Consider the following 14,528-nt stretch of genomic DNA (forward strand, 5'->3'; position numbering starts at 1 on the left):
GCGGCCTGCGCCGCCTTGACCCAGATCAATCCTTGGCGGGCATCGCCAGCACCGGCAGGCCGACCTGCGGCCATCGCAGCATCTGGTAGCGCTTCCAGAAGGTGTCACCGATGCGCGCGGCCACGTCGTTGGCCAGCTCCTGCATCGGCGGGTTGTTGCATTCGGCGGTGGTGATCCGGAACAGCACCAGCCAGCGGTCGAACAGATCCTTGTCCAGCTCGATGGCCATGTGCTTGGACATCGGCGAACCCTTGAAGCGCCGGGTGCCGCGCAGCATCGCCGACCAGAAGTCGACCAGTTGGGCCAGATGCTCCGGCCAGTCGTGGACGTGGGCCTCGAACACCGGCCCCAATCGCTCCTCCCCGCGCACGCGGGCGTAGAAGTCGTGGACCAGGCGGGTCACTTCCTGCTCGGTGCACAGCTCGGGCGAGGCGACAGGAAGGACAGGCGGCGTTGCGTTCATCGGGGTACCCAAAGCGTGCCGGCAGTGTGCCGCAGCCGGCCGGCACCACCGTTGATCCAGATCAATGTCGGCGCAGTCCGCTGCACCTAGGCTGGCACGCTTGCAGGAAGCATGCCCTGCGGATGCCGCGCCAACCCAGGCGAGTATACGCGCCGCCCACTTTTCGATCCGGGACAGCATGAACAGACCCTCTCCCAACCGTCGCCAGCAGTTGATCCAGCAATGGGGCGCGATCCTCTGGCCCAGCTTCATCGCTGCCGGCCTGGCCAGCGTGGTGTTCTTCGCCTTCGTCGACCCGCTGCGGTTGCAGGCCATCAGTTTCCCGGGCACGCAGATCAGCCGTGAAATGGGCTACACGGCAGGCTTCTTCATGTTCTGGACGGTGACGGCGCTGTCCAGCGCGATCACCTGGTACCTGCAGCGACCGATGCCCAGCGGCGACGACGACGAGTTGCCGCTGGGATGAGTACGACCTGCACACCGAGACCACGGCACTGGCGCGGCACGCTCAGCGCCGCCTTGCTGGTGCTGTTCTACGCATTGCCATGGCTGCACTGGGACGGCCGCCAGGCCTTGCTGCTGGATATCAACGCCCGCCGCTTCGATCTGTTCGGCTGGACGCTGTGGCCGGGAGACGTCGGGGTGCTGGTCGGCCTGCTGGCGGTGCTCGCGGTGGGGCTGGCACTGCTCACCCACCTCGCCGGGCGCATCTGGTGCGGCCACGCCTGCCCGCAGACACTGTGGCGCCGTGCCTTCGACTGGATCGCCGACGGCATGGCCCGCACGCTTCCGGCACGCGTTGCGCGCGCGGCCACACAGCTGGCCTGGGGGCTGCTCTCGCTGTGGACCGGCATCATCTTCGTGGGCCTGTTCAGTCCGATCGCCGAGCTGGTGATCGCAGCGCCGCGTGCCGGCTGGAGCGGCTGGGAAACGTTCTGGGTGCTGTTCTATGCCGCCGCCACCTGGGCAAACGCCGGCTTCCTGCGCGAGCAGGTCTGCCGTTCGCTGTGCCCGTTCGCACGCATGCAGCCGCTGCTGACCGATCCACATACGCCGCGCATGCTGTACGACGCCCGCCGCGGCGAGCCACGTGGGCCTCGCCCATCCGGCCTGGGCGGCGTGCTGGGCCGCGGCCGCGGCCTGCTCGACCCGACCACTGCACAGGACTACGTGTTCCGCGCCGCGCATCCGCTGCTGGCCGGACCGATGCCGACCTTCAGCGCCGACCGTCTTGGCGACTGCACCGATTGCGCGGCCTGCATCAGCGCCTGCCCGATGCAGCTGGACATCCGCCAGGGGCCGCAGGCCGACTGCCTGGCCTGCGGCGCCTGTCTGGAGGCCTGCGCACAGCAACAGCACCGGGCCGGGTTCGGTCCGGGGCTGGTGCGCTACTGCAGTCCGCAGGCGATGGCCGGACAACCGAAGCGCTGGTGGCGCCCCCGGACCCTGGCCCTGCTGTCTTTGCTGCTGGCGCTGCTTGCCTGCGGCGCCTGGCGCCTGCTCTGAATCAACGCGGCCCGTCGGCGTGCGGTGGTACCAGCTGCGCGCGTCGGACAATGCCCAGCTGCTCGATGATCAGCGCCATTTCGTTGGTGAACTCGGTACGCTCGGTCCCCTGCGGGACGAGCCGGTCCAGCACCTGCTGGTAGGTATCCCAGAACGCCGGACCGCATCCGTGTTTGTGATAGCTGGCTTCCAGTTCGCGGCGTACCCGTTCAGCCAAGCCATGCATGCCGTATTCCATACGACCTCCGTTGGACTTGTTCTGCATCGTTGACGGTCTACCGACTCACTTGCGTGCTACTGAAAGACTCCCAGGCTTCACGCCCGGTTGATCCAAATTAGTCACAGATTTCACGACAGGTCAATTACATGCAGCGACTTTCGCGATTGAAATTATTAATCGTTCACGAAACCACATACGGGACCCCGCCCCTCCCGGATGGGGTGAAGCCGACAACGCGCCCAAGGCACCTGTCCGGCAGCCGGTAGGCCTCGACAATAGGTACTGCCAAAACGATCAGTTTTTCCTATTTTGCTAAGTGTACTTAACAGAATGCGCTTAGCACGCTAAATGCGACAAAAGGCGGCGTAATTCAGGCGGATTCGACTTCGGCGGCGCCAGTTGCGGGGAACAGGTTCGGGTAGCGCTGATGCAGGATGTACTGCCGCAGAGCGGGGATCGGGAAGTCTTTCGGCCATTGCGATACCGCGGAACGGCTGATGCCGAAGAAGCGCGCCAGCTCCGCATCGGTCTGGAACCCCAGCCGCGTACGCACCTCCCGCTTGTTCCAGAATTCGGTCATGGTCTGCCCTTCTGTTAACCAGACTTATTCTTGCGGCAAGGATTCTTCGCATTCCACGCGTTAAGCTGGCTTGCATAGATGAATACTCTCGGCCAACGACTCGCCGCCGCCATGAAGAAAGCCGGGCACCCCCGCCCGGCCGATCTGGCCCGCGCCGCCAAATCCACCACGGCAACCATCAGCAACTGGCTCAACGACCATGTCAGTGCGTCCCATGTGAAAGCCGAGCAGCTGTTCCGCATCGCCGATGCGGCCAAGCTGGACGCACGCGAGCTGCTGTATGGAGTGAACGGGCGCGGCGTCGGGGAGCCGGGTAACGCCTACATTCCCAGCCAGGCCCACCTTGACGTCTGGCAGGACGCCTACGAGCTGGTCAGTCACCTGGTGGCCGAGAATGGCCTGGAAATCGACCACCGCCGCCACGCGGCGCTGGACCTGCTCGCGTTCGAACTGCTGATGGATGGCTTCAGCCGCAGCAAGGTGGCCCGCGTGCTGACGACCTCGATGACGTGAATGCACCGCCGCTGGTAGCATGGACCGCGATGGGGATGGGGCTCCCCCGATAACCGCCTGAGAAGGCTGATGGCTCCTGCCAGGACGAACCCGGTGTTCGTCGACGGCAGGTCGTGCCTGCCCTCGGCGTTCGCCATTGACCCTGCGAACCCGCATTCGAGGCGCGCCATGCAAGCATTGAACAACTATTTCCTGGTCTTCGTCGGCGGCGGCATCGGTGCCTGCCTGCGCCACGCCTGCAACCTGATCGGCGCCCGAGTGGCCGTCGGCAGCCCCTGGCCATGGTCGACCTTCCTGATCAACATCAGCGGCGCCCTGCTGATGGGCGTGGTGGTCGAGGTCTTCGCGATGCGCAATGGTGCCTCGCCGCAGCTTCGCCTGTTGCTCGCCACCGGCATCCTTGGCGGCTACACCACGTTCTCTACCTATGCGCTGGAGATCGGCCTGCTGCTGCAGCGCGGCCAGCACGGACTGGCCGCGCTGTATGCCGGTGGCTCGGTGGCGCTGGGCCTGGCCGGCCTGTTCGGTGGCATGAAACTGGCCCGGCTGGTGCTGGGCTGAGGCTCAGGCCGTGCCAGCACGCGCCTGTCCGCGCCATTCGCGTGGTGACTGCCCCGTGTGCGCCTTGAACGCGCGCGAGAGTGCCGCCTCGCTGCCATAGCCCACCTCGTCGGCAATCCGCTTCAGCGGCCGGCCCTGGCGCAGCGCCTGCTGTGCCAACCCGACCCGCCAGCCTTGCAGGTACTGGCCCGGGGTGGTCCCCATCGCTTCGCGGAAGCTGGCGGCGAACACGCTGCGTGACATGCCGGCCACCTCGGCCAGATCCTCCAGCGTCCACCCCTGCGCCGGGGCTTCGTGCATCGCCACCAGCGCCAGCCGCAATCGCGGGTGGCCAAGCCCAGCGAACAGACCGCCGCGCATTTCGCCACCTTCCATCAGCTGGCGCAGCACCTGGATCATCACCACCTCGAACAGGCGGTTGACCATCGCCGCGCGCCCGCAACGCTGCTCGAACGCTTCTTCGAACAGCAACTCCAGCGCTGCGTTGCCGCCATACAGCCCAGCCAGCGGCAGGCAGATGAAATCCGGCAACGCGGCGCTGATCGGATTGAGCCGGCCGCCTTCGAAATGCAGGTTCGCGCAGGCCATGTCGGCGCCCTGCTGTGGGTCGGTACTGAAGCGGTGCGGCATCGGCCGCGGATACAGCAGCAGGCTGGGCACATCCACCTGTACGGTCTGCTGGGCATGACTGACCCGCAGCGGGCCACGTCGCACCAGGTGCAGCTGCCCGGCTTCATCCTCACCCTCCAGCGTGTTGATGCCGCACAGCGCACCGGCATGGAACACCGAGGCGGTGACCGCGAAGCGTTCAAGCAGAATGGCGAGACGGTCGACCATGACGGGACTCCGGGTCAAGCGAGATAAGCTCAATGTGACAGATCGTATCGGAATCAGCACTGGAAAGGACGGCACTGGCCGCGTGATCTGGCGGGCGCTATACAGGCCGCACATTCCCGCGCATGGAGGCACCGATGTCACTCCGCATCGCCCTGGCCCTGTTGCCGCTGCTGCTCGCGACCCCGCACGCGCTATCCGCCTCACCCTCGAAGATCGAACACCTGGCCTGGCTGGCCGGTTGCTGGCAGCTTGATGGGCAGCCACCCGGTGCCGGCGAGCAATGGACCAGCCTGGCTGGAAACACCCTGTTCGGCAGCAGCCGCAGCCTGCGTGAAGGGCGAACCGTCGGCTTCGAGTTCATGCAACTGCGCCAACACGATGATGGGCGCCTGGTGCTGACTGCCCTGCCCTCTGGCCAGAACGCCACGGACTTCAAGGCCACCCGGGTCGATGCCAACGAGGCGGTCTTCGAGAATCCTGCCAACGACTTCCCACAACGTATCCACTACCGGCGCCTCGACGACCAGCGCGCACATGCGCGCATCGAGATCGCGCAGGACAATCCGAAGCAGGCAATGGACTTTCCCATGCATCGCGTCGCCTGCGGTGCACCGACGCCCGCACCCTGACACGCAGGCGCCCCGGACCGGCCGGGGCGCCTGCATGCGGTCAACGCCACACGGGCATTCACCCGGCCAGCGTGGTTTCCAGGGCCTTCAGGCCATCGCGATAGATGCCCTCGAACAGCGCGGACGCTTCTTCGTTGCTGACGCCCACCGGAGTGAACTCACCGGACCAGTCGATCCGCGAACCGTCGCCCTGCTCGACCACACGCAGGGTGGATCGATAGCCGCTGACCGGGAACGGGGCCTGCAGGATCGAGTAGGTGTAGCTGCGATCGGCCTGGTCGAAGGCTTCCAGGCGCTCGACGATGGCATCGCCATCGGGGTTGGCCAGATGGCGCACGCGACCGCCTTCGCTGAGCGTGCTCTGGGGAATGTACGGAAGCCAGTCGGGCAATGAATTGAAGCCGCCGATGAGGTTCCAGACCTGGTCGGCCGGGGTCGGCACGGTGATGGATACAGAAGCAGTTGCCATGGGAATGTCTCCTTCGGGACTCAGATGTTGTCGATCGGCAGCGGGGCGTTGGCCGCGACCAGGCCCTGGGCGCGCAGCGCCTGCCAGAACCCGGCCGGGATGATTTCCTTCAGTGCGGCGTAGTCTTCGGCGATGCGCTCGGGACGGCTGGCGCCCGGAATCACCGCAGCCACTGCCGGGTTGGCCAGCGAGAACTGCAACGCGGCCGCCTTGATGCTGATGCCGTACTCGGCCGCGATGGCCTTGATGCGCTCGACCTTGGCCAGGATCTCCGGCGACGCCTTCTGGTACTCGAAGTGGCTGCCACCGGCCAGCACGCCGGAGCTGTACGGACCGCCGACCACGATGCCGGTGTTGCGCTCGGCCGCCTTGGGCATCACCCGCTGCAGCGCACGCTCGTGGTCGAGCAGCGAGTAGCGGCCTGCCAGCAGGAAGCCATCCGGACGGGCTTCGTCCAGGTCCAGGGTCAGCTCGATCGGCTCGACACGGTTGACGCCCAGGCCCCAGGCCTTGATCACGCCCTCCTCGCGCAGGCGGGTCAGCACCTTGAAGGCGCCGCGGCGTGCGGTCTCGAAGTACGACAGCCACTCATCGCCGTAGAAGTCCTGTGCGATGTCGTGCACCCAGACGATATCCAGGCGATCGGTCTTCAGGCGCTTGAGGCTGTCGTCGATCGAACGCAGGGTGGCATCGGCCGAGTAGTCGTTGACCAGCTTGTTGGGGCGGCCGGCGACGAACAGGCCGCCCTTCTCGCCAAGGTCGCGGGCGCTGGTGTCTTCCACTTCGTCCAGGATCAGGCGGCCGACCTTGGTGCTGAGCACGAAGTCGTCGCGGTTGCGCTTGGCCAGCGCGTCGCCAAGGCGGATCTCGGCCAGGCCGGCGCCGTAGAACGGGGCGGTATCGAAGTAGCGGGTGCCCTGTTCCCAGGCCGCGTCCACCGTGGCCTGGGCCTCGGCTTCCGGGATGTCACGGAACATGTTGCCCAGCGGCGCGGTACCGAAGCCGAGGGTCTTGCCAGCCAGCAGCGTGTTGATGCTCATGGGTTCCCCCTTGGGGAGGTTGTTGAAGTTGACGCACAGGCTAGGCTTGCCCGATAAGACTGTCCAAGACATAATTTAATTATCTTGAGTCCCGAAAGGTCTTATGCTCGACCTCCGCCAACTGCGCTACTTCGTGGCCGTCGCCGAAGATGAACACGTCGGCCGCGCTGCCGAGCGCCTTCACATCTCCCAATCCCCGCTCAGCCGGCAGATCGCCCAGCTGGAGGAACGGCTGGAACTGCAGCTGTTCGAACGCTCGCAGCAGCGCATCCGGCTGACCGCCGATGGCCGTACCTTCCTGGCCGAGGCGCGGGCCCTGCTGACCCATGCCAACCGGCTGGAATCGCTGGCGCGCCGGCTCGGCCGCGGCGACGAAGGCGGCCTGTGCATCGGCTATCTGGAGTACGCGATGCACTCCGGCGTATTGCCCACCGCGCTGCGCGAACTGCGCGGCGATCGCCCGGCGGTGCATATCGCGCTCTACAACCAGCAGTCGGACGTGCAGCTGGAAGGCCTGCGGCAACGCAGCCTGGACATCGCCCTGGTCTGCGAACCACCGGCGTTCGACGATCCGGACCTGGAAGCCACGCAGGTGCTGAACGACCCGATGCTGCTGGCCGTGCCGGCAGCGCACGCACTGGCCAGCGCAGAAATCATCACGCCCGCGGATCTGGCCAGCCAGCAGTGGATCGGCGTGATGCACAGGGAAAACGCCCTGCGCCACGACACCTTCATCGCCGCGTGCGCGAAAGCCGGGTTCACCCCGACCATCGCCATGGAAGCGACCGAGCCACTGGCCGCGCTTGGCCTGGTTGCCGCCGGCCTGGGCCTGACCACCGTCCAGCAGAGCCTGGATCACCAGGCGCCGGACGGCGTGGTGCTGCGCGAGCTGCCGTGGTTCAGCTACCGCACACCGCTGTGGGCGGCCTGGCACCGCATCAACCTGCGCCCCCTGGTCGAGACCTTCCGCAGGACGCTCGTGCGCACCGCCACCGAAGGCAAGCCGGCATTCGGCGACTGAGCCGACTGCGCTATGCCGGGCCTGCCTCGGTGTAGCGCATCACCATGAAACCCTCTTCTGCGGCCGGTGCAACGAAGTGGCGGGTGATCTGCTCGAATTCCTCATCGCTGGCCTGGAAGGGATGCTCGCCGCATGCATTGCGTGCACGCAGCCGCGCCTTGCAGACCTCGTCGGCGATATCGAGGAAGTGCAGTTGATGCGCGGCGCCCACTGGCGAGAACACCTCACGTGCCCACCCGCGGGTGGCGGGCGTGTTGAAGGGGAAATCGAGCACCACCGAGACGCCGGCCTGCAGCAGCGCACGCAGATGATCGGTCAGCACGCTGCGCAGCGTGGTTGCGCGCTGCAGATAATCGGCGACGGAGTGGATTTCGCCCGGGTGCAGCGTAGCCAACCAGGCATCTTCGCTGATCAATACGTGGCGAGGCTTGGCCGCCAGCTGTTGCGACAACGTCGATTTTCCTGCGCCGATCTTGCCGCACAGCAGGTGCAGGGTTGCGCCGCCATCGGCGGATGAAGAGTGTTGCATCTGCGATCTCCTCGGTGGATTCCAGTTCCCGGGAGAGCGCTGCATGCAATCCGCCTTCCCGGGCGGGTTGCAGGGCCGTGACGACCGCGCGCTACCCCGCCTTCCCTTGGGGAATGCGGATAATCGACGCGGTGACGTGCGGAGCCATGCCACCAGCGTAGAGCGCCGCCTGTACGGCCCGCAATCCCCTGCGGCAGTGCAGCGCGCGCAACATTCCGCTGGCATCTATGCTCGGCGCCATTCCCGCATGGAATGACCACGATGCGCCCCTTGCTTCGATGTGCCCTCGCCCTTGGCCTGCTGCATGCTTCGACGGCATCGCTGGCAGCACCAACCACGGCACCACGCACGCTCAGCGGCGAGCTGCAGGGCGCCCCCTGGCGGCTGGATATACCGGCAGACTGGAACGGCGACCTGGTGATGCTGGCCCATGGCTATGAGCCCGTGGGCGTGCCACGCACCACGCCAATGGCCGCCGGTGACAGCACCGCAGCACTGCTGGGCGCGGGCTACGCCGTCGCGCAGAGCGCGTATTCCAGCCAAGGCTGGGCGGTGGCCGAGGCGATCACCGACATGGAACACCTGCGACAGCATGCCCTGGGTGAACTCAAGCGCGTGCGACACACCTGGATGCTGGGCTTCTCGATGGGTGGTGCCGTAACCATTGGCAGCCTCGAGCGTTTCCCGCAGCACTATGCCGGTGGTGTGTCGCTGTGCGGCGCCAATCTCAGTGGCGAACAGATCGCGGCCGACCTGCTGACCACACTGGTCGCGTTCGATTATTTCTTCCCCAAGGCTGAGGGGCTGCCGGTCACCGGGCTGGCGTCGCGCGAAGCAGCCATGCTGGCCCAGAGCGAGCTTTACCAGGGCATCGCCACCGCGCTGCAACGCGACCCGGCGCATGCCGCGTTGCTGGCGCAGCGGCTGCAGGTTTCCCCCGATGAAGTGGCCGGCACGATCAGCCTGCACGCCCTGGTCCTGCACGAGCTGGCCACACGCAGCGGTGGCATGCCGGTCGGCAACAGGGGCACGGTCTACAGCGGCTTCGGCGATGACGCCGCATTCAACGCCGGGGTGCGGCGCATCGATGCCGTACCTGCCGCGCAGGCCAGGGTGCGCGCGACGCTGGCGCTGACCGGCGCACTGCAGCGCCCGCTGGTGATCCAGTTCAACCACAACGACCCGACCATCGTGCCGCACATGCAGACGGTGTATCCGCAGTTGGCCGCACACGCCGGTGCGCGGCCAGCGCCACGGGTACTGCCATCGGTGGGCGAAGGACATTGTGGCTTCTCTGAAGCACAGGTTGTCGATGCCTTGAAGACAGTGCAACGCTGAGTCCATCGCGTAGCGAAACGTGTCCGCCAGGCTGGCAACGCTTACGGTGCAGGAACCCGCGCAGCATGTGCCGCCTCCCCTCGATCTGACCGCGCACCTGTTCGGCATGCCCGAAGGCGAGTGGCTGGGCTTCGACATGTCGGTGCCGTTTGGCCACCCCGGTGTCGGCCGACCAGCACAGTGCTGCTCGATGCGCGCGGTCAGATCGGCGCGCTCGGCCAGGTCTTGGCCGTGCGCCCGTGGCCGCAGCAGGCGGGGATCAGCCGCCCAGCGTGCCCATCGTGAAGGTGTAGCCCGAGCTCATCAGGAATTCGCGCATGCGCATTTCCGCGCGCCGCGGTGAGGCCAGGTTGGCCGGCGCATACAGGGCATACACCAGGCCCGATCCCTCGATATGTTCGCGGCGGACCTCGCAGCGGGCGGTTTCCGAGGCTATCACCCATCCGTCCTTCAGCCGCTCCGGCCCGATGGATTGCCCGTTCTTCAACCGAAAGGTCAGCCAACGCACATCTGCCATGATTTTGCTCATTTCCGATTCGCTCCGTGCCCGAAGCGACCCGTGATGTCCTTGCTCGCCATTGCAGCTCCCTGAGACGTGGAACTCGACCATAACGCCTTGCCATGTCGCGGGTGACTGAGACTGGCCGCGCCGCTCAGGTCGCCAGGTTGAAGAGCCGCCACAACGCCTCGCGCCCGGGTGGCGTCAGCCGTAGTTCGCGCCGGCCCTCGACGCGCCGCAGCCAATCGTTGTTCACGAAACTGTCCAGCATCGCCTCACCGACCAGCCCTGCCAGGTGTGGCCGCCGTTCGGTGCAGTCCAGGCAGCCACGGCAGTAGCGCGCCGGCTTGGCCGCCACCGGCTGCTGCAGGAGCTCGCGCAACGGCAGGCCCAGTCCGGCAAGGAATGCGGCGCCTCCAGCGCTGATCTGCCAATGCCCTTCGCATGGCAGTACATGCCCCGCCTGCAGCAGGCGATTGGTGATGGCGACCGCGTGCACGCCGGCCAGGTGCCGATAGCAGGAACGCGCCTCGCGCAGTGCAGGCATGCTGCGCGCGGCCGCAGCGGTACAGGAAGGGGTACGGTCGGCCACGCGCAGGATGCCTTCGAGCATCTCTGCCACCTCGTTTGATGCCAGCCGGTGGTAGCGATGACGCCCCTGCGCCACCGCCACCAGCAGGTCGCCCTCGACCAGCCTGCGCAGGTGCGTGCTCGCCGTCTGCGGCGTTACCCCGGCCACGCGCGCCAGCTCCATCGCGGTGTAGGCCCGTCCATCCATCAACTGCAGCAGCATGGCAGCACGCGCCTGGTCCCCGACCAGGGCACCGACACTGACAAGGGAACCGGAGGTGTGGACCATGCCCCATTGTGGCATGCCGTCATCTGCCAACAGTTCGATGCAGGCCGAAGCGTCAGCAGCCGACTGCGCGGCACAGTGCTCGCCCGCAACCGCGAGACCTGCCGTGAAGACCGCTTCGATCCATCGCCGCCGCATCACCCCTTCGGTCCTGTACCCAGGCACGCCCGTGCTGCTGATGACCACGTTGAATGACGATGGCAGCAGCAACATCAGCCCGCTTTCTTCGTTCTGGGCGCTGGGCAACCGGGTAGTACTGGGTCTCGGTACGCAGGGCCAGGGCTATCGCAACCTGCAACTGCGCAACGAGTGCGTGCTGAACTTCCCCTCATCCGCGCAGGCCGCACAGGTCGAGGCAATCGCGCGGGCAACCGGCTGTAACCCGGTGCCGACCGCCAAGCAGGCGATGGGCTACATGCACGTGCGCGACAAGTTCGCACTGGGCGGATTCACTGCCGTCGTGTCGACGCACGTTGCTCCGATGGCCATTGCCGAGTGCCCGCTGCAGGTGGAGGCCACCGTCATGGCGATGCATCCACCCGGCGAGGATGATGGCCAGGGCTTCGTGATCGTCGAAGGCCGCATCCGCTGCGTGCATGCGCACGAAGACATCACCGTGGACGGCACCCAGCACATCGATGTGGCGCGCTGGAAACCGCTGATCTACCTGTTCCGGCACTACCTGGGCGTAAGCGCGCCGGTCGGGCGCAACTTCCGTGCGGAGACACCCCTGCGCCCTCCCGCCTAGCGGGAACCACTCATGGCGTACCCGCGGGTACGTTGCTGAACTTGTCGCGCACCGAGCGCTCGCGTTCACGCCGGGTCGAGGCGCACTGTTCGCGCGCACTCGCCATCTGTGTATCCGCCGCCATCCGCTCGGCACTCAACGATTGCTGCAGGCTGGCAATCTGCGTACGGATGCCCGAGTCACGGGTTGCGCCGGCCAGGTTGTTGCTCGACGCGGCCATCTGCCGGTTCAACTCGGCGATCTGCCGACCGATCTGCTGGCTGCGCGACTCCAGCGGACCGTAGATGCGCGAGCGCTCGCCCTGCACGCAGTTGCGCTCGGCGATACCGGCGTCGGCCAGTTCGGTGTTCTGGTACACCGCCGCGCGGTTCGATGCCTCCCCCGCCGTTTCCGTGGAGGAACGGCTGGAACGCAGCTTCATGGGTTCAGCGCCGGCAGCACAGGGATTCTGGCTGTATACCGTTTCACCGGAAGCGCCCTTGCACTTGTAGACCTGGGCCGATGCCAGCGGGAAACACCCCAGCAGCATCATCGCCATCACTACCTTCCCCTTCATCCTGCACCGCTCCCTGGTTCATTGGACAACCGCCACGATACGGTGGTTTGGTGGCGACTGCACGCTGGCGCCGTTCAGACCGTTTCGCCCTGCAGATCGAGCAAGGCCGTGGTCCAGCGGCGCGCTCCCAGCGTGGCCACCATGCCGCCGCGGTAGACGAACCTGCGTACGTGGCCGTCTTCAATGAAGCAGGTCTCGTTCTGCATCGGTACATAGCCCGCAGAGGCATAGTGCCGATGATCCAGGGCGAACAGCACGGCGAAATCGATACCGTGCCGGCGCAGCTCTGCATGGGCCGCTTCGATCAACCGCGAGGCAATGCCCTGCCGGCGAACGTCGGCACGCACCACCACGCCGCCAATCAAGCCCATGCGTTCCGGCTCGCCGTCCAGCAGTACGTTGCGTTCGTACAGCGCGAGATGTGCGACAACGTGATCACCTCCCATCGCCAGGACCAGAGCGACCGGCCCCGGGATGGCGTAGCCCTCGCCCTGCATGTCCGGGAAAGCCTGGCGGAGCAGATCCACCGCCTGCTGACGGTGTTGCGGCGCTACGCTTTGCCAGCGGCATACCTGAACGTGCATTGCCCTATCTTCGTCGAATGAATGTGTGTCCAGGCCCATCGTGCCAAGGAAACATGACCGGGCTCGCAGTAACGTTTCACTGTCAGTGCAATGTGATCCAGTACGAGACGATATCCGTGTAGATGCCCTCGCGCTTGACTGCGCGCGGCTCCCTGCCGAGTACGCTGAAACCCAGCGATTCATACAGCCCGCGCGCAGCAGCATTGTCCTCCAGCACCGTGAGGGTGAGCGATTCAATGCCCTCGGCGCGCGCAGATGCAAACGCAGCAAGAAGAAGCTGGCGGGCGATACCCTGGCCACGGTGGCCGGTGCCCACGTGGACACTGTGCACTTCCGCCGTATGCCGTCGCGCCATCCGCATCGGGCGTACGTAGCGCAGGAAGCCCGCAAGCTTGCCGTCGATGAAAGCGCCGAAATAACGCGTGCCGGGATCAGCAAGCTGGGCGCGCATCACGTCTGCCGTCTCATTCTGCGCCTCGGCCAGCGTAGACAGGAACGCAGCGGGCGACTCGCGAAGCGCCTGCAACCGCGCCTGCCAGAGAATGTCGGCGTCGTCAGCGCCAAGTTGCCGGATGACCATGCGACACACCGAGGTGGTTGATGCACAGGTGCCCAGCCTAGCGCGGGTTCGCCTGATGCGGCGTGCATGCAAGAATGAAAACCGATCCTCCTTCATTCACCGCCATGACTGAACTGCAGATTCCCCGCGTTGGATGCGGCGCCGTCGTCCGTGATGCCGGCGGCCGCATCCTGCTGATCCAGCGCGGACGCGATCCGGAGCGCGGGCATTGGGGCCTGCCCGGCGGCAAAGTCGACTGGATGGAAACGGTGGAGGCTGCCGTGGTCCGCGAAGTCCGCGAGGAGACCGCCTTGGAAGTGCAGCTGCTGCGCCTGCTGTGCGTGGCCGATCATTTCGAGCCGGCGCTTGCGCAGCACTGGGTCGCGCCCATCTACGAGGCACGGGCACTTGCGGGTGCCGAGGCCTCCATCCAGGAGCCGGGTGTGCAGACCGGGCTGGGCTGGTTTGCCGTGGATGCTCTGCCCCAGCCGCTGACGCAGGCCACGGTGCAGGCGCTGGCCAGGCTGTAGCCCATCAGGCACGACCAAGGCGGCACGGATGCCGCCCGGCCTTGCGGCTCACTCGATCGGAAGACCGTGCATCTTCAGGAACGAGAGTTTGTCCCAGTAGCCGCGCTGGAACGTGATCAATCCTTCCTCAACCGTGAAGAAACCGCATCCTCGCAGGCCAAGAGGGTCGCGCCATTCCAGCGCAGCGACATTGCCGGCCTCATGGATGACTTCGGGAATGCAGACCATTTCGGCGTTGTTGAATTCACGCTCGAAGGTGGCACGGATCGCGTCGCGGCCCTTGATCGGGTCCTGGGTGACCTGGTGATTGATCGCGTCGGGGTGATACAGCTCCGCCAAGCCAGCATCATCGCCTGCATTGAAGCGCTCGATCCAGGTTTCCACGATGTATCGGGGAGTCATCTGCGTACAGTCCGCCAAGGTCCAGACCCGATCATAGCGCTCGTACAGCACATTCCAGACCGCACAAAAACAAAAAGCCCTGACCGGA

General features: G+C 66.0%; 22 protein-coding genes and 1 riboswitch. Of the genes, 9 read left to right on the plus strand and 13 right to left on the minus strand.

Translation table 11 applies throughout. The features are described from left to right. Positions 1 to 25 precede the first annotated feature (25 nt). Positions 26 to 463 carry a group III truncated hemoglobin gene (locus tag JLDANKMP_RS00620; protein ID WP_049459683.1) on the minus strand — a complete coding sequence of 146 codons (438 nt, stop codon included), beginning with the start codon at positions 461 to 463 and terminating at the stop codon, positions 26 to 28. 178 nt (positions 464 to 641) lie between these two features. Here JLDANKMP_RS00620 and JLDANKMP_RS00625 point away from each other — a divergent pair, with 178 nt between their 5' ends. After that, the gene (locus tag JLDANKMP_RS00625) at positions 642 to 929 is read left to right on the plus strand and encodes a hypothetical protein (protein ID WP_005408925.1); all 288 of its coding nucleotides are present in this window, start codon (positions 642 to 644) and stop codon (positions 927 to 929) included. Then, complete coding sequence (locus JLDANKMP_RS00630; protein WP_212560333.1) at positions 926 to 1,969, plus strand: 4Fe-4S dicluster domain-containing protein; 1,044 nt, start codon at positions 926 to 928, stop codon at positions 1,967 to 1,969. The genes JLDANKMP_RS00625 and JLDANKMP_RS00630 overlap by 4 nt, the downstream gene beginning before the upstream one ends. A gap of 1 nt (position 1,970) precedes the next feature. On the opposite strand, the gene JLDANKMP_RS00635 is transcribed toward JLDANKMP_RS00630, so the two are convergent. Both JLDANKMP_RS00635 and JLDANKMP_RS00640 read right to left on the minus strand, forming a co-directional pair. Then, positions 1,971 to 2,207, minus strand: a complete 237-nt coding sequence (locus JLDANKMP_RS00635; RefSeq protein WP_005408923.1) for a hypothetical protein — start codon at positions 2,205 to 2,207, stop codon at positions 1,971 to 1,973. A gap of 352 nt (positions 2,208 to 2,559) precedes the next feature. Next, positions 2,560 to 2,769, minus strand: coding sequence for a hypothetical protein (locus tag JLDANKMP_RS00640; protein WP_212560334.1), 210 nt, complete (start codon positions 2,767 to 2,769; stop codon positions 2,560 to 2,562). A 111-nt stretch (positions 2,770 to 2,880) separates the two neighbouring features. On the opposite strand from JLDANKMP_RS00640, the gene JLDANKMP_RS00645 reads away from it, so the two are divergent. Beyond that, positions 2,881 to 3,282, plus strand: coding sequence for a transcriptional regulator (locus JLDANKMP_RS00645; RefSeq protein WP_005408921.1), 402 nt, complete (start codon positions 2,881 to 2,883; stop codon positions 3,280 to 3,282). Between the two features lie 22 nt (positions 3,283 to 3,304). After that, a riboswitch (Fluoride riboswitch) is annotated at positions 3,305 to 3,368 on the plus strand. Between the two features lie 82 nt (positions 3,369 to 3,450). After that, positions 3,451 to 3,843, plus strand: a complete 393-nt coding sequence (gene crcB, locus JLDANKMP_RS00650; protein WP_005412844.1) for a fluoride efflux transporter CrcB — start codon at positions 3,451 to 3,453, stop codon at positions 3,841 to 3,843. Between the two features lie 3 nt (positions 3,844 to 3,846). Here the strand turns inward: crcB and JLDANKMP_RS00655 are convergent, their stop codons facing one another. Beyond that, positions 3,847 to 4,680, minus strand: coding sequence for an AraC family transcriptional regulator (locus tag JLDANKMP_RS00655; protein WP_212560335.1), 834 nt, complete (start codon positions 4,678 to 4,680; stop codon positions 3,847 to 3,849). 134 nt (positions 4,681 to 4,814) lie between these two features. Between JLDANKMP_RS00655 and JLDANKMP_RS00660 the strand changes: the two genes are divergently transcribed. Next, positions 4,815 to 5,309 (plus strand): DUF6265 family protein, encoded by a 495-nt coding sequence (locus tag JLDANKMP_RS00660; RefSeq protein WP_212560336.1) that lies wholly within the window; start codon positions 4,815 to 4,817, stop codon positions 5,307 to 5,309. A gap of 58 nt (positions 5,310 to 5,367) precedes the next feature. Here JLDANKMP_RS00660 and JLDANKMP_RS00665 read toward each other — a convergent pair whose 3' ends face one another. Together JLDANKMP_RS00665 and JLDANKMP_RS00670 are read right to left on the minus strand one after the other, a co-directional pair. After that, positions 5,368 to 5,778, minus strand: coding sequence for an SRPBCC family protein (locus tag JLDANKMP_RS00665; RefSeq protein WP_212560337.1), 411 nt, complete (start codon positions 5,776 to 5,778; stop codon positions 5,368 to 5,370). A 20-nt stretch (positions 5,779 to 5,798) separates the two neighbouring features. Next, positions 5,799 to 6,818 carry an aldo/keto reductase gene (locus JLDANKMP_RS00670; RefSeq protein ID WP_049449138.1) on the minus strand — a complete coding sequence of 340 codons (1,020 nt, stop codon included), beginning with the start codon at positions 6,816 to 6,818 and terminating at the stop codon, positions 5,799 to 5,801. A 103-nt stretch (positions 6,819 to 6,921) separates the two neighbouring features. Here JLDANKMP_RS00670 and JLDANKMP_RS00675 point away from each other — a divergent pair, with 103 nt between their 5' ends. Next, on the plus strand, positions 6,922 to 7,839 hold the full coding sequence (locus tag JLDANKMP_RS00675) for a LysR family transcriptional regulator (RefSeq protein ID WP_005412840.1): 918 nt from the start codon (positions 6,922 to 6,924) through the stop codon (positions 7,837 to 7,839). A gap of 10 nt (positions 7,840 to 7,849) precedes the next feature. Here JLDANKMP_RS00675 and JLDANKMP_RS00680 read toward each other — a convergent pair whose 3' ends face one another. Continuing rightward, the gene (locus tag JLDANKMP_RS00680) at positions 7,850 to 8,368 is read right to left on the minus strand and encodes an ATP-binding protein (RefSeq protein ID WP_212560338.1); all 519 of its coding nucleotides are present in this window, start codon (positions 8,366 to 8,368) and stop codon (positions 7,850 to 7,852) included. 261 nt (positions 8,369 to 8,629) lie between these two features. Here JLDANKMP_RS00680 and JLDANKMP_RS00685 point away from each other — a divergent pair, with 261 nt between their 5' ends. Further along, on the plus strand, positions 8,630 to 9,706 hold the full coding sequence (locus tag JLDANKMP_RS00685) for a hypothetical protein (RefSeq protein WP_212560339.1): 1,077 nt from the start codon (positions 8,630 to 8,632) through the stop codon (positions 9,704 to 9,706). A gap of 259 nt (positions 9,707 to 9,965) precedes the next feature. On the opposite strand, the gene JLDANKMP_RS00690 is transcribed toward JLDANKMP_RS00685, so the two are convergent. Both JLDANKMP_RS00690 and JLDANKMP_RS00695 read right to left on the minus strand, forming a co-directional pair. Continuing rightward, positions 9,966 to 10,235: a hypothetical protein gene (locus JLDANKMP_RS00690; RefSeq protein WP_005408911.1), complete on the minus strand. Its 270-nt coding sequence runs from the start codon at positions 10,233 to 10,235 to the stop codon at positions 9,966 to 9,968. A 124-nt stretch (positions 10,236 to 10,359) separates the two neighbouring features. Then, complete coding sequence (locus tag JLDANKMP_RS00695; RefSeq protein WP_212560340.1) at positions 10,360 to 11,064, minus strand: winged helix-turn-helix domain-containing protein; 705 nt, start codon at positions 11,062 to 11,064, stop codon at positions 10,360 to 10,362. Positions 11,065 to 11,167: 103 nt separating this feature from the next. On the opposite strand from JLDANKMP_RS00695, the gene JLDANKMP_RS00700 reads away from it, so the two are divergent. Continuing rightward, positions 11,168 to 11,809, plus strand: a complete 642-nt coding sequence (locus tag JLDANKMP_RS00700; protein ID WP_212560341.1) for a flavin reductase — start codon at positions 11,168 to 11,170, stop codon at positions 11,807 to 11,809. Between the two features lie 10 nt (positions 11,810 to 11,819). Here the strand turns inward: JLDANKMP_RS00700 and JLDANKMP_RS00705 are convergent, their stop codons facing one another. The 3 genes from JLDANKMP_RS00705 to JLDANKMP_RS00715 form a co-directional block, all read right to left on the minus strand. Continuing rightward, positions 11,820 to 12,365 carry a DUF4124 domain-containing protein gene (locus tag JLDANKMP_RS00705; protein ID WP_049404158.1) on the minus strand — a complete coding sequence of 182 codons (546 nt, stop codon included), beginning with the start codon at positions 12,363 to 12,365 and terminating at the stop codon, positions 11,820 to 11,822. Between the two features lie 74 nt (positions 12,366 to 12,439). After that, the gene (locus tag JLDANKMP_RS00710; RefSeq protein ID WP_108270453.1) at positions 12,440 to 12,988 is read right to left on the minus strand and encodes a GNAT family N-acetyltransferase; all 549 of its coding nucleotides are present in this window, start codon (positions 12,986 to 12,988) and stop codon (positions 12,440 to 12,442) included. Between the two features lie 43 nt (positions 12,989 to 13,031). Beyond that, entirely contained in the window at positions 13,032 to 13,529 is a 498-nt protein-coding gene (locus tag JLDANKMP_RS00715) for a GNAT family N-acetyltransferase (protein WP_049452812.1), read from the minus strand. A 104-nt stretch (positions 13,530 to 13,633) separates the two neighbouring features. Here JLDANKMP_RS00715 and JLDANKMP_RS00720 point away from each other — a divergent pair, with 104 nt between their 5' ends. Next, the gene (locus JLDANKMP_RS00720; protein ID WP_212560342.1) at positions 13,634 to 14,038 is read left to right on the plus strand and encodes an NUDIX domain-containing protein; all 405 of its coding nucleotides are present in this window, start codon (positions 13,634 to 13,636) and stop codon (positions 14,036 to 14,038) included. Between the two features lie 48 nt (positions 14,039 to 14,086). Here JLDANKMP_RS00720 and JLDANKMP_RS00725 read toward each other — a convergent pair whose 3' ends face one another. Continuing rightward, on the minus strand, positions 14,087 to 14,440 hold the full coding sequence (locus JLDANKMP_RS00725; protein ID WP_212560343.1) for a nuclear transport factor 2 family protein: 354 nt from the start codon (positions 14,438 to 14,440) through the stop codon (positions 14,087 to 14,089). Positions 14,441 to 14,528 lie beyond the last annotated feature (88 nt).

Source organism: Stenotrophomonas sp. PE591, assembly GCF_018320795.1.
In the GTDB taxonomy this organism is placed as follows: Bacteria; Pseudomonadota; Gammaproteobacteria; order Xanthomonadales; family Xanthomonadaceae; genus Stenotrophomonas; species Stenotrophomonas maltophilia.

Coding starts and splice junctions, on each gene's coding strand:
- JLDANKMP_RS00620 (WP_049459683.1), bottom strand. CDS start 463: ATGAACGCAACGCCGCCTGTCCTTCCTGTCGCCTCGCCCGAGCTGTGC.
- JLDANKMP_RS00710 (WP_108270453.1), bottom strand. CDS start 12,988: ATGGGCCTGGACACACATTCATTCGACGAAGATAGGGCAATGCACGTT.
- JLDANKMP_RS00665 (WP_212560337.1), bottom strand. CDS start 5,778: ATGGCAACTGCTTCTGTATCCATCACCGTGCCGACCCCGGCCGACCAG.
- JLDANKMP_RS00725 (WP_212560343.1), bottom strand. CDS start 14,440: ATGACTCCCCGATACATCGTGGAAACCTGGATCGAGCGCTTCAATGCA.
- JLDANKMP_RS00625 (WP_005408925.1), top strand. CDS start 642: ATGAACAGACCCTCTCCCAACCGTCGCCAGCAGTTGATCCAGCAATGG.
- JLDANKMP_RS00690 (WP_005408911.1), bottom strand. CDS start 10,235: ATGAGCAAAATCATGGCAGATGTGCGTTGGCTGACCTTTCGGTTGAAG.
- JLDANKMP_RS00630 (WP_212560333.1), top strand. CDS start 926: ATGAGTACGACCTGCACACCGAGACCACGGCACTGGCGCGGCACGCTC.
- JLDANKMP_RS00640 (WP_212560334.1), bottom strand. CDS start 2,769: ATGACCGAATTCTGGAACAAGCGGGAGGTGCGTACGCGGCTGGGGTTC.
- JLDANKMP_RS00670 (WP_049449138.1), bottom strand. CDS start 6,818: ATGAGCATCAACACGCTGCTGGCTGGCAAGACCCTCGGCTTCGGTACC.
- JLDANKMP_RS00715 (WP_049452812.1), bottom strand. CDS start 13,529: ATGGTCATCCGGCAACTTGGCGCTGACGACGCCGACATTCTCTGGCAG.
- JLDANKMP_RS00675 (WP_005412840.1), top strand. CDS start 6,922: ATGCTCGACCTCCGCCAACTGCGCTACTTCGTGGCCGTCGCCGAAGAT.
- JLDANKMP_RS00695 (WP_212560340.1), bottom strand. CDS start 11,064: ATGGTCCACACCTCCGGTTCCCTTGTCAGTGTCGGTGCCCTGGTCGGG.
- JLDANKMP_RS00705 (WP_049404158.1), bottom strand. CDS start 12,365: ATGAAGGGGAAGGTAGTGATGGCGATGATGCTGCTGGGGTGTTTCCCG.
- crcB (WP_005412844.1), top strand. CDS start 3,451: ATGCAAGCATTGAACAACTATTTCCTGGTCTTCGTCGGCGGCGGCATC.
- JLDANKMP_RS00660 (WP_212560336.1), top strand. CDS start 4,815: ATGTCACTCCGCATCGCCCTGGCCCTGTTGCCGCTGCTGCTCGCGACC.
- JLDANKMP_RS00720 (WP_212560342.1), top strand. CDS start 13,634: ATGACTGAACTGCAGATTCCCCGCGTTGGATGCGGCGCCGTCGTCCGT.
- JLDANKMP_RS00635 (WP_005408923.1), bottom strand. CDS start 2,207: ATGGAATACGGCATGCATGGCTTGGCTGAACGGGTACGCCGCGAACTG.
- JLDANKMP_RS00655 (WP_212560335.1), bottom strand. CDS start 4,680: ATGGTCGACCGTCTCGCCATTCTGCTTGAACGCTTCGCGGTCACCGCC.
- JLDANKMP_RS00685 (WP_212560339.1), top strand. CDS start 8,630: ATGCGCCCCTTGCTTCGATGTGCCCTCGCCCTTGGCCTGCTGCATGCT.
- JLDANKMP_RS00645 (WP_005408921.1), top strand. CDS start 2,881: ATGAAGAAAGCCGGGCACCCCCGCCCGGCCGATCTGGCCCGCGCCGCC.
- JLDANKMP_RS00680 (WP_212560338.1), bottom strand. CDS start 8,368: ATGCAACACTCTTCATCCGCCGATGGCGGCGCAACCCTGCACCTGCTG.